The sequence below is a fragment of the Candidatus Marivariicella framensis genome, assembly GCF_982709265.1.
Map to the genome: position 1 here is coordinate 42,849 of NZ_CEXPNT010000002.1, position 12,711 is coordinate 55,559.

General features: G+C 30.4%; 11 protein-coding genes. 9 read left to right on the plus strand and 2 right to left on the minus strand.

The window, feature by feature from the left end; genetic code table 11:
* A complete protein-coding gene (gene trkA, locus AC34EU_RS01150; protein WP_487533212.1) occupies window positions 1-1,350 on the minus strand; it encodes a Trk system potassium transporter TrkA in 1,350 nt (449 codons plus the stop codon).
* Window positions 1,351-1,552: 202 nt separating this feature from the next.
* On the opposite strand from trkA, the gene porT reads away from it, so the two are divergent.
* Entirely contained in the window at window positions 1,553-2,287 is a 735-nt protein-coding gene (porT, locus tag AC34EU_RS01155; protein WP_487533211.1) for a type IX secretion/gliding motility protein PorT/SprT, read from the plus strand.
* Here the strand turns inward: porT and AC34EU_RS01160 are convergent, their stop codons facing one another.
* Complete coding sequence (locus tag AC34EU_RS01160) at window positions 2,288-3,013, minus strand: TrmH family RNA methyltransferase (RefSeq protein WP_487533209.1); 726 nt, start codon at window positions 3,011-3,013, stop codon at window positions 2,288-2,290.
* A gap of 36 nt (window positions 3,014-3,049) precedes the next feature.
* On the opposite strand from AC34EU_RS01160, the gene tamL reads away from it, so the two are divergent.
* The 8 genes from tamL to AC34EU_RS01200 all read left to right on the plus strand — a co-directional run bounded on the left by tamL (window position 3,050) and on the right by AC34EU_RS01200 (window position 12,509).
* On the plus strand, window positions 3,050-5,590 hold the full coding sequence (gene tamL, locus AC34EU_RS01165) for a translocation and assembly module lipoprotein TamL (RefSeq protein WP_487533207.1): 2,541 nt from the start codon (window positions 3,050-3,052) through the stop codon (window positions 5,588-5,590).
* A gap of 30 nt (window positions 5,591-5,620) precedes the next feature.
* On the plus strand, window positions 5,621-6,691 hold the full coding sequence (fbaA, locus tag AC34EU_RS01170; RefSeq protein ID WP_487533205.1) for a class II fructose-bisphosphate aldolase: 1,071 nt from the start codon (window positions 5,621-5,623) through the stop codon (window positions 6,689-6,691).
* A 12-nt stretch (window positions 6,692-6,703) separates the two neighbouring features.
* Window positions 6,704-7,561 (plus strand): acetyl-CoA carboxylase, carboxyltransferase subunit beta, encoded by an 858-nt coding sequence (accD, locus tag AC34EU_RS01175; protein WP_487533204.1) that lies wholly within the window; start codon window positions 6,704-6,706, stop codon window positions 7,559-7,561.
* An 89-nt stretch (window positions 7,562-7,650) separates the two neighbouring features.
* Entirely contained in the window at window positions 7,651-7,920 is a 270-nt protein-coding gene (gene rpsO / locus AC34EU_RS01180) for a 30S ribosomal protein S15 (protein ID WP_487533203.1), read from the plus strand.
* Window positions 7,921-7,999: 79 nt separating this feature from the next.
* Complete coding sequence (locus AC34EU_RS01185) at window positions 8,000-10,129, plus strand: polyribonucleotide nucleotidyltransferase (protein WP_487533202.1); 2,130 nt, start codon at window positions 8,000-8,002, stop codon at window positions 10,127-10,129.
* A 111-nt stretch (window positions 10,130-10,240) separates the two neighbouring features.
* Window positions 10,241-11,104, plus strand: coding sequence for a sigma-70 family RNA polymerase sigma factor (locus tag AC34EU_RS01190; protein WP_487533201.1), 864 nt, complete (start codon window positions 10,241-10,243; stop codon window positions 11,102-11,104).
* Between the two features lie 9 nt (window positions 11,105-11,113).
* Window positions 11,114-11,770 carry a ribulose-phosphate 3-epimerase gene (gene rpe, locus AC34EU_RS01195; RefSeq protein WP_487533200.1) on the plus strand — a complete coding sequence of 219 codons (657 nt, stop codon included), beginning with the start codon at window positions 11,114-11,116 and terminating at the stop codon, window positions 11,768-11,770.
* A 46-nt stretch (window positions 11,771-11,816) separates the two neighbouring features.
* Complete coding sequence (locus tag AC34EU_RS01200; protein WP_487533199.1) at window positions 11,817-12,509, plus strand: TMEM164-related integral membrane acyltransferase; 693 nt, start codon at window positions 11,817-11,819, stop codon at window positions 12,507-12,509.
* Window positions 12,510-12,711 lie beyond the last annotated feature (202 nt).

Below are 12,711 nucleotides of genomic sequence, written 5' to 3' on the forward strand. Positions count from 1 at the left end.
TTAAGAAAATAAACTTTCCACTTTTTTTATTGAACGATGCAAGCAACATACTAAAACTCTGTCCCCTGATTCTATAACATAATTTCCTAGCACAATTTTACCTACCCCAGACTTTACTACTCCACCAATAGTTGCAGTTCTAGGAAAATTCAAATCTTTTATTTTATATCCTGTTACTTTAGATTCTGGTTTTACAATAAACTCTAGAATTTCAGCATTAAGATTATTAAGAGTAGTCATATCAACAACTTCTCCTTTTCTTATGTATCTAAAAATTGTGTTTGCCGTTAAAAGTTTCTTATTAATCAATGTGTCAATCCCTATAGATTGAGAAAGTGAAAAATAATCCATATTCTCAACTAAAGCTATTGTTTTCGAAACATTTTTAGAATTCGCCATTAAACATGACATTATATTAGTCTCTGAATTTTCAGTCACAGCAATGAATGCATCCATTTCATCTATAGACTCCTCATTAAGAAGCTCCACACTTCTTCCATCTCCATGAACTACTAGAGCTTCAGGATGAGATTCAGCAATGTCTAATGCTTTATTCTTTTTCTGTTCAATTAAAGTCACATTAAACTTTTTATTACATAGAGCATTTGCAGTACCTCTTCCAATTTTTCCACCTCCGAGTATCATAACATTTTTAATAGACTTCTTTTCTTTTCCAGTTAATTTATAAAGCTCATCTACACCCTGTTTTAGTGTAATAAAAAAAGTAGTATCACCAGCCTCAAACAAAGTATCTCCTCTTGGGATCATAGTGAGCTGTGTTCCCTTTCTTTGCAAAGCAATCGGCATAAAATGCAAATCAGGAAAAATATTTGCAGATTCTTTTACTGATTTTCCAACAATAAGAGCATCATCTCCTAGACTAGTTCCTATTAAAGTTAACTCACCTTTCTCAAATTCATAGCTATTACTAAAAGCAGATTGGTCAAGTAATTGCATTATTTCTTCTGCAGCTAATGCTTCAGGGGAAATAAGTTCATCAACACCTAAACTATTAAAGTTAACCGCATCATTTTTCTTTAAAAATTCAAGAGTAGAAATTCTTGCAATTGTTCTTTTACAACCTAGTTGTTTAGATAGAGCAGCTACTGTTATATTTGTTGTTTCTTCTGAAGTCACAGCTATAAACAAATCAGCCTTACCTACTCGCGCCTCTGTTAATAAAGCTATAGAAACGCAGCTACCTCTAATTGTTCTTATATCTAAATGACTTTCAGCATAGTGTAAACGGTCTTTATCAATATCTAAGAGTGTTATATCTAGAGATTCAAATGAGAGTAATTTGGCTAGATGAAATCCAACCTCTCCAGCACCAGCAATAACTATTTTCATATTTTTGTAACAAAAAACTTTATACAAATATACAAATTCATAAAATTAGATATAGGTTAAAAGTAAAAATGCAATTAAAACGATTAAATTTTATATCCAAAAAGTAATCTAATTAATAAACCTTATTATATTTCAACAATATTTCATTAAAAAAGAGGTTTATACATTTAAAGACAAACTTTAAAAGCTATTTAAACACAAAGTGAGTATAAACCATAAAACATATTATTTTTTAATATTATCACTATTAATATTTAAAGTTAACGCTCAATATCCTTCTGTAAGAGAAAGGATAATCAATCTTCCAAATTTTGATGAAAAATTTCTTCACTATGGATATTATGTAGGTGTTAATTCATATGATTATAAATTTCAATATATAAAAGATTATTACAGAGTCAATAAGTATCCAGATATTCAGGTAGAGTCAATGACTGGTTTTAATGTTGGTCTAATTGGAGACCTCAGAATAAATAAGTTTTTTAATCTAAGAGTAGAGCCGGGACTTGTATACTCTCAACGTAATTTAACATATCCCGATATTCCAATATTTACATCTGAAAATGATCTTATAAGGGAAATTAAATCTACTTATATTCATATTCCTCTATTAATAAAGATGAGCGCAAAAAGAATAAATAACTTTAAACCATATTTAACTTTTGGTATTTCTGCAGATTATGATTTATCTAGTAATTCAAAAAACACAGATGATAATTCAAGCAATGTCTTTAGAACAGTTTCAAAAAATTTAAATTATGAGTTAGGTTTGGGTTTTGATTTCTATTTATACTATTTTAAATTTTCACCTTCTATTAGAGGTATTTTTTCAATGCAAAATGAATTAATTCAAGATTATGATGTTTTTAGTCCATGGACCAGTAATTTAAAAAATATGTTTTCTAGAGGCTTTGTTATAAACTTTACATTTGAATAATTAGTTTATTTGCCTATACCTCTCACTTAGAACAATTCCAACAGATAAAGCAACATTTAAACTATCAATCTTTAAGCTTTGTTTGTTTTTTGGTATTGTAATTAGATTGTTAATAAATTTATTTACTTCGGATGAAATTCCGTTAGACTCGTTACCAAAAACAAAAATTGATTTTTTATTCAAATTTAAATCATATATAGCACCCCCCTTTAAACTTGCTCCAAATATCTCTAGTTTAGATTTTTTTAAAAATGGAAGTAAATCTATATAATGACATCTAACTCTTGAAATCGAACCCATAGATGATTGAACAACTTTGGAATTAAAACAATCAACAGTATCCTTACTACAAATCAAATCTGAAATTCCATACCAGTCACATGTTCTTATTATAGTTCCAAGGTTTCCAGGATCAGATATTGCGTCTAAAACTATAACAGAATCAGATTCTTTATTAAAATCATATAAATATTGTGGTTTATTAAAAATTCCTAAAAAATTACTTGCACTCTTAAAATGAGTCAATTTTTGCATATCATTTTTTAAAATAAAATCTGCAGGAAAGCTTGTGTTGTTTTCGGTAGTTAAGAGTTTTGAGTATTTAAAATTAGCTTCTAATAATTCTTGAATTAGTTTTTCGCCTTCAGCAACAAAAAGTCCAGTCTTTTGGCGAAATTTCTTTTGCTTCAGGTTTTGTATTTGATTAATCAGACTTTTTGTAACCATTCAAAAAATGTACTTTTGGTTATAAATTAAATTAGTTTGAACTGTTTAAAACCAAAACTACATAATATACTTTTCATTTTACTACTAATTATGGGTTGTAGTACTGAAAAGTTTTTAAAAGAAGGAACCAACCTTCTGTATGAAAACAGGCTTTATATTGATGGAGAAGAAAAACGTAACGCCGCGGTAAAAGAATTAATTTCACCCAAACCAAATACTTATTTTTTAGGCATACCTCTTAAGCTACAATTAAATCAGTTGTCAAAAGAATTACCCAAAGAATATTTTGAGAAATGGCTAAACAAAAAGTCAAACAGAAAAGAAAAATTAAACTCATTATTATCCCCCAAACAAGTCTATCAGTTAGAAAAGTATTTTGTAAGATTAAATACATGGATGAAAAATAATGGAGAAGAACCTAGAATTGTTGATAGTTTACTAATTAAGAAGAACATTAGTAGACTTAATCAATTTTATAAAAACCTTGGATATTTTGATGTAGAAACAAATTTTGAAATAACTGAATTAAAGCCTAAAAATCAAGAAATAAAATATAAGGTTAATCTCAAAGAGGTCTATATTATTGAAGATTATGTAGAAGAAATAAAATCAAATGAACTAAAAGATATGTTTTTATTTAATATTGATCAAAGTTTTATAAAATCGGGAAGCTCATTTAGCATAGAAAGGATTGAAAAAGAAAGAGATAGATTAATAAAGTTATTTAGAAATAATGGTGTGTATAATTTTCAACAAAACAGTGTACAGTTTCTAGCAAAAATAGATAGTAGTGGAATAGACAAGAGGATTAATGTTGTTTTAGAAATAAATTCAATTCAAAAAAGAATAAATGACACTCTTAAAACAATACCATATAAAAAATTTAAAATTGATGAAATTAATATTTTTATTGAATCATTAGCCAATAATGATTTGAACTATAATTATAAATCCTATTATAAAGGATTTATAATTAATTCAAAAGAGAAATTAAAATATAGAAATAAAGCTATTACTGATCCTATTTTTATTAAAAAAGGCGAGCTATATAGTGATAATGATAGGACATCCACTTATGGATACTTCAACTCTTTGGGGAATTTTAAATACCCAAGTATAACATATGAGCCAAATTCGGACAGTACATTAATTGCATCTGTTTTTTTAATTCCTAAAGAACGATTTTCGTTGGGAATGGATTTGGATATTTCTCATTCTAATATTCAAGATGTAGGAATGGGATTAGGAATTACTAATGGGATAAGAAATCTATTTAAAGGTACAGAAATTCTAGATTTTAGGATTAAAAGTACTCTTGGAGCATCAAGAAATTCAGCAGTCGCAAGTGATCGATTTTTTAATTTATTTGAACTGGGAGCAGATATTAAAATTAAATTTCCTAAAATAGTATCACCCTTACCTATATCATTAGAAAAATTTATACCTAGAGAAATGGATCCTATTACTCAGCTAACATTTGGGACTACTTTACAGGAGAACATTGGACTAGATAAACAATATTTTGGAAGTAGCTTTGAATATCAATGGAGTCCAAAAAAATCAAGAAAAATTAGTTTTAAGCTTATTGATTTGGAGTTTGTAAATAATAAAAATGTTGAAAATTATTTTAATGTTTATAGAAACTCATATGACAGGTTAAATACAATTGCAAAAAACAACTCTAATACTAGTCAATTCATGGGAAGTGACGGAAACTTAGCTATCCCTGAAGGATCAAATTCATTTATTGAAAATGTTCAAAATGGTAATTTACAGCTAGAAACTCAGGCTGAATTAGACAGAGTAAGTAGCATAAGTGAGCGTCAACAACGTCTTACAGTAAATAATCTAATCCTAGGCTCTTCATTAAGTTTCAACACAAATAGTCAAAAAAGTTTAATCGATGAAAATTTTTATCAATTAAAATGGAAAATTGAATGGGTAGGAAATGTTTTGAATAAACTATTAGAGTTCTCTTCTGAAAAAAATAATAAAGGAGAATATGCTATTAACGGAGTATCTCCATCTCAATATATAAAAACTGAATTAGACTACGTCAAACATTATCAAACAGGAAGGGATCGTATTTTAGCATTTAGATTTTTTGGAGGAATAGCTTTACCCACAGGAAGCTCGTTAAGTATACCTTTCTCAAGATCATATTTTGCTGGTGGAGCAAACGACAATAGAGCATGGAAAGCTTATAAACTTGGACCTGGAACAGGTAGTAATAATAATGAATTCAATGAGGCTAACCTGAAAATTTCGACCAATTTAGAATATCGCTTTCCTCTTATAGGGCCATTGAAAGGAGCTCTGTTTATTGACGCAGGTAATATTTGGAATATCGCAGATAACATAAAGGATTCTGATGCAAGTTTTGAAAAAATTTCTGATTTAAGTGAAATTGCAGTTGGTTCAGGTTTTGGGATTCGATATGATCTTGATTTTTTTGTTTTTCGATTTGATACCGCATTTAAAACATATAACCCTTCCCTTGAAAAGCAAAATAGGTGGCTTAGTGAGTTTTCATTGAAGCAGGCGGTATTTAATATTGGAATTAACTATCCTTTCTAATTTAAATTTTTAATTTTACCAAAAAAAATAATGAGTTTACCTTTTCGTCCTGGAGTTGTCACTGGAACAAATGTTCAAAAAGTATTTAAGCTGGCTAAGCTCAAAAAATTTGCAATTCCAGCAGTTAATGTTATTGGATCAAATTCAATAAATGCTGTTTTAGAAACTTCTGCTAATATAAATAGCCCAATAATTATTCAATTTTCAAATGGAGGGGCATGTTTTAATGCAGGGAAAGGTCTTACTAATACAAATCAAAAAGCTGCTATTGCAGGAGCCGTTGCAGGCGCAAAACATATACATGAATTAGCGAAATCATATGGTGCATATGTGATTTTGCACACTGATCATTGTTCTAAAAAGCTTTTACCTTGGATTGATGGGCTTCTTGATGCGAGTGAAGATTATTTTAATAAAAATGGACATTCACTATTCAGTTCCCATATGATAGATTTATCTGAAGAACCAATAGAAGAAAATATCAAAATATGTAAGTCATATTTAAAAAGGATGAAGCCTTTGGGTATGACTCTTGAAATAGAATTAGGAATTACTGGTGGAGAAGAGGATGGAGTTGATAATAGTGACGTAGATGTTTCAAAACTCTATACTCAACCTGAGGAAGTTTCTTATGCTTATAAAGAATTAAGCAAAGTAAGTCCTCAATTCACAATTGCTGCTGCTTTTGGAAACGTTCATGGAGTTTATAAACCTGGAAATGTTAAATTAACTCCTAAAATTTTAAAAAATTCTCAAGAATACATATCTAAAAAATATAATCTTCCAATTAATACTGTAGACTTTGTCTTTCATGGAGGTTCAGGTTCATCTGAACATCAAATTAAAGAATCTATTGGTTATGGTGTAGTTAAGATGAATATTGATACTGATTTACAGTATGCTTTTACAGAAGGAATTAGAGATTATATGAATGACAAGTATGAATATCTCAGTTCCCAAATAGGAAATCCAGATGGAGCAGATCAACCTAATAAAAAATATTATGATCCTCGAAAATGGCTGAGAATGGGTGAAGAAACATTCATTAATCGTTTAAAAAAAGCCTTTGAAGATTTAAATAATGTTAATACATTAGATTAAATATAAAATTTTATGAGCTGGTTTAAGAGAAGCGAAAAAGGAATCCTTACTAAAACCGAAGAAAAAAAGGATATTCCTAAGGGTTTATGGTACAAGACTCCGTCAGGAAAAATTGTTGAAACACAACAATTAGCCGAAAACTTTTATGTTAGTCCCGAAGACGATTACCATGTCCACATTGGAAGTAAGGAGTATTTTGAAATTCTTTTTGATAAAAATGAATTCACTGAATTAGACGTTAATCTAAAGCCAATAGATTTTTTAAACTTCATTGATAATAAAAAATATAAAGAACGAATAAAGCAAGCCCAAAAAAAAACTAATCTTAACGATGCTATTCGAACTGCAGTTGGAATGTCAAAGGGAAAAGAGCTAGTAATATCATGTATGGATTTTGCATTTATTGGAGGTTCAATGGGCTCTGTAGTGGGGGAGAAAATTGCAAGAGCTACTGACTACTGCATCGAAAATTCACTTCCTTTATTGGTGATTTCTAAATCTGGCGGAGCTAGAATGATGGAGTCTGCCACTTCTCTCATGCAAATGGCTAAAACATCTGCTAAACTAGCTCATTTAGCAGAGGCTAAGTTGCCTTTTATCTCTTTATGTACAGATCCAACTACTGGAGGCACAACTGCCTCTTTTGCAATGCTGGGGGACATAAATATTGCTGAACCCAAAGCTTTAATTGCTTTTGCTGGGCCAAGAGTAGTAAAAGACACAACAGGTAAAGATCTTCCAGAAGGATTTCAAACAAGTGAATTTCTTAAAGAAAAAGGGTTTTTAGACTTTATAGTTCATAGAAGTAAGCTAAAAGAAGAGGTGAACAAATACATTGACTTAATACTTAATCAAAAAATTAGAGAATAATTTGAGATTTAAAGATCTAATTATTAAAAATAATTATATTTGCAAACCAAAATAACGCGTACATAAAAATCATTTAAAATAATATTGGCATGTATTTATCAAAAGAAATAAAAGAAGAGATTTTTACCAAATATGGAAAATCTAAATCTAACACTGGGTCTACAGAAGGTCAAATCGCGCTCTTCTCCCATCGAATAAACCATTTATCGGAACATTTGAAAAATAATAGAAAAGATTTTAACACTGAAAGATCACTAGTTGGTTTAGTAGGAAAAAGAAGAAGTCTTCTAGATTATTTGAAATTTAAAGATATCGAAAGATATCGTTCTTTAATAAAAGAATTAGGTATAAGAAAATAGCCCTAAACTTATAACAAGGGAAATACCTTAGTTTTTCATTGGTTGCACGACACACAACGCTTAATTAAAACCTTGAAAAATGAAACCAAAAATATTTAAAGAAGAAATTAAACTCCCTGATGGCAGAATAATTTCTATAGAAACGGGTAAGCTCGCAAAGCAAGCCCATGGATCAGTTGTCGTACAAATGGGAAAAACCATGTTGTTATGTACAGTTGTATCAAACTACAAACAAACTGATTTAGACTTTTTGCCCTTAACAGTAGATTATCGGGAAAAATTTGCGGCAGCAGGTCGCTATCCAGGTGGTTTTTTTAAAAGAGAAGCACGTCCTAGTGATGGTGAAGTATTAACTATGCGTTTAGTCGATCGTGTACTACGTCCATTATTTCCAAAAGATTATCACGCAGAAACACAAGTAATGATTCAATTGATGTCTCATGATGAAGATGTAATGCCAGATGCTTTAGCTGGTCTTGCAGCTTCTGCAGCTATTCAATTAAGTGACTTTCCTTTCGAATGTGCTATTTCTGAAGCTCGAGTAGCTCGTGTAAATGGTGAATTCGTTATCAACCCAAGCCGTGCACAATTAGCAGAATCTGATCTTGATATGATGATTGGTGCTTCTGCAGATTCAGTAATGATGGTTGAAGGTCAAATGGATGAAATTTCTGAAGAAGAAATGGCAGATGCTATAAAGTTTGCTCACGAAGCAATTAAAGTACAAGTTGCTGCTCAATTACGATTAGCAGAAGCTTTTGGAAGAAAAGAAGTTAGAGAATATGACACTGCTCAAACCAATGAAGACCTTGAAAAGCGTGTTCATGATATGGTTTATGACAAATGTTACGCTATTGCTAAGAAGGGGACTTCTAAAGCAGAACGTAGCGCTGCATTCTCTGATATCAAGGAAGAGGTTAAAGCGTCTTTCTCTGAAGAAGAAATGGGAGAATTTGGCCATCTTGTTGGAGGATACTACAGAAAGTCTGAAAAAGAAGCGATACGTGAATTAACATTAAGTGAAGGAGTTCGTTTAGATGGGCGTAAAACAGATGAAATTAGACCGATTTGGTGTGAGGTGGATTACCTGCCGTCTACACATGGCTCTTCAATCTTTACTCGTGGAGAAACTCAAGCATTAGCTACAGTAACACTTGGAACATCAAGAGATTCAAATAAAATTGATATGCCTTCTTTTGAAGGTGAAGAAAATTTCTATTTACATTATAACTTCCCTCCATTTTGCACAGGTGAAGCCCGTCCCTTAAGGGGAACCTCGCGTAGAGAAGTTGGGCATGGAAACTTGGCTCAACGTGGTTTAAAAGGCATGATTCCTGCTGATTGTCCTTACACTGTTCGTGTAGTATCTGAAGTTTTAGAATCAAATGGATCATCATCTATGGCAACTGTATGTGCAGGAACTATGGCATTGATGGATGCAGGGGTTCAAATCACAAGACCTGTTTCAGGTATTGCAATGGGACTTATTTCTGACGGAGATCGTCATGCAGTACTGTCTGATATTTTAGGTGATGAAGATCATCTTGGTGATATGGATTTTAAAGTTACTGGTACTTCTGAAGGAATAACTGCATGTCAAATGGATATTAAAATTAAAGGACTTTCATATGAGATATTAGTAAAAGCATTGAAGCAAGCTAGAAATGGAAGGCTTCATATTTTAGATAAAATATCTGAAACTATTGAAAAGCCGAATATAGATGTTAAATCACATTCGCCAAAAATGGTGACTAGAAGAATTCCTAATGAATTTATTGGTCCATTTATTGGCCCTGGAGGAAAAGTAATTCAAGAACTTCAAAAAGTAACAGGCTGTACAATAGTGATTAATGAAGATCCTGTAACTGAAGAAGGTGTTATTGAAATACTTGGAACTGGACAAGAAGGAATCGAAACCGTATTAACAAAAATAGATTCCTTACTATTCAAACCAGTAAAAGGAGACACTTACGAAGTTAAAGTTATTAAAATTCTAGATTTTGGTGCTGTTGTAGAATATAATGAAGCGCCTGGCAACGAAGTTTTACTTCATGTTAGTGAAATAGCATGGGAGAGAACCGAAGATGTTAGTGACGTTCTTAAAATTGGAGACGTTTTAGAAGTTAAATATTTTGGTGTTGACCCTAGAACTAGAAAAGAAAAAGTTTCCAGAAAGGCTCTATTAGATAGACCACAAAGAAAAGATTAGTAAAACTTTTTTTATCTCAATTAAAAAAACCTCCTTAACTGGAGGTTTTTTTTTAAATAATGAAACCTTTGTAAAATAATTACGTATAAGAGGTATAATCCAAATTATAAAATGAGACAATTAAAAATTACAAAACAGGTTACAAATAGAGAAACAGCTTCTTTGGATAAGTATCTGCAAGAAATTGGTAAAGTAGACTTAATTACAGCTGAGGAAGAAGTTGAATTAGCGCAAAGAATAAAAGCTGGAGATCAACTTGCATTAGAAAAATTAACTAAAGCTAATTTACGTTTTGTAGTTTCGGTTGCCAAGCAATATCAAAATCAAGGATTAACACTTCCAGATCTTATTAATGAAGGTAATCTAGGTTTAATAAAAGCGGCTCAGAGATTTGATGAAACTAGAGGTTTTAAATTTATTTCTTATGCTGTTTGGTGGATACGTCAATCAATTCTTCAGGCTCTTGCAGAACAATCAAGAATAGTTAGACTTCCCTTAAATAAAATTGGCTCTATAAATAAGATTAATAAGACTTATGCTTTTTTAGAGCAGGCTCACGAACGCCAACCTTCTCCAGAAGAAATCGCAAAAGAGTTAGATATGACTATTAATGATGTTAAAGAGTCATTAAAAAACTCAGGACGTCATGTTTCAATGGATGCTCCTCTTGTAGAAGGTGAAGATTCAAATTTATATGATGTTTTAAATATTGGTGAATCTCCTAATCCTGATAAAACTCTTCTTCAAGAATCCTTACGCACAGAAATTGAACGCGCTCTTGAAACATTAACTCCCAGAGAAGCTGATGTTGTTAGGTTATATTTTGGTCTAGGAAATCAGCATGCCATGACATTAGAAGAAATAGGAGAAACTTTTGATTTAACAAGGGAAAGAGTTAGACAAATTAAAGAAAAGGCTATAAGGCGTTTAAAACATACTTCTAGAAGTAAAATATTAAAAACTTATCTTGGGTAAAAGTATTATATGAAATATCTCATCGCTCCTTCAATTCTTGCAGCAGATTTTGGTAACCTAGAAAAAGACTGTAAGATGATTAATAAAAGTAATGCTGATTGGTTTCATATTGATATAATGGATGGCGTATTTGTTCCTAATATTTCTTTCGGAATGCCTGTGCTAGCATCAATAAATAAATATGCTACAAAACCACTTGATGTTCACCTAATGATTGTTGATCCCGATAGATATATTAAAACATTTTCTGACCTTAATGCAGAAATATTAACGGTTCACTTCGAAGTTTGTAATCACCTTCATAGATCTATTCAAGAAATTAAAAATAATGGAATGAAAGCAGGAGTTGCTTTAAATCCTCACACACCTGTTAATGTTTTAGATTCAATTATTGATGAAATTGATTTAGTCTGTATTATGAGTGTTAATCCTGGTTTTGGTGGTCAAAAATTCATTAAAAATACATTTGCAAAAATAAGTGAATTAAAGAAACTAATTGAATTAAAGAAATCTAGTGCTATTATTGAAATTGATGGTGGAGTAACAGATCAAAATGCCAAAGAATTAATCAAAGCTGGTGCTGATGTCTTAGTTGCTGGAAGTTTTATTTTTAAATCAATTAGTCCATTGGACACAATTTCCAATCTTAAGTCAATTACTAATTAGTGAGTAGATGAAATTGCATTTATCATTCATTGATTATATTTAGTAGATGGATTATACCATAGAATTTTTATCTATCGAGTGGATTAGAAATTTAGTTATAATATTTTTTTTAGCTTCACTTTTTTTATTTGCAGGTAAGTTTTTTAATAAAAATCAAAACCTGATAATTGCAAAATCACTTAGCGTCTTTCTATTGTTGATTACTATTTTTCACGCTTCATACCTCTTAATTTATGATCTTTGGGATGTCAAAGAACATCTTCCATTACACTTATGCAGTATAAATGGTGTTATATGTTGTTTTATTTTATTCATGCCTAAAAATAAAAATTTATTCGAATTTAATTTTTACACAGGTATTATAGGAGGTGCTGTTGCATTACTAACTCCTCAATTAAATGATTATGACGGGAGCTTTTCACAATATATAGTTTATTATTTAAGTCACGGATTAATAATACTTATACCTCTATATCTTTATTATTATTTAAATTTTGAACTGCGAAAGTTATCATGGTTAAGAGCTTTAGTTTTCTTAAATATTCTCACGGCTATTTTTATTCCTTTAAATTCATATTTGAAATCCAATTACATGTATGTTAACGAACCACCAAAAGTTGATAATCCATTAATTATTGGTGAGTGGCCTATTTATTTAATAAACCTTGAGGTGATAATATTATTATTGTTTGCAGTTACATATTTTATTTTCACAAAAATTTCTATTTTTAAGTCTTAATTTTTTTATGATTTATATTAAAGTGAATATCCCTAATTATGTATGTAAAATTTATGATGAATAAAAGCAATCTATCATAGTTGTGATTCTGTGTGTGTTTGGATTTTCAAAACACAAAATGAAAGAAACAATTTTGTTGAAGAAACATTAAGAATGCTGATGAAGCAGAAAGAGAGAGATTTTATTAAATTTTATAAATAAA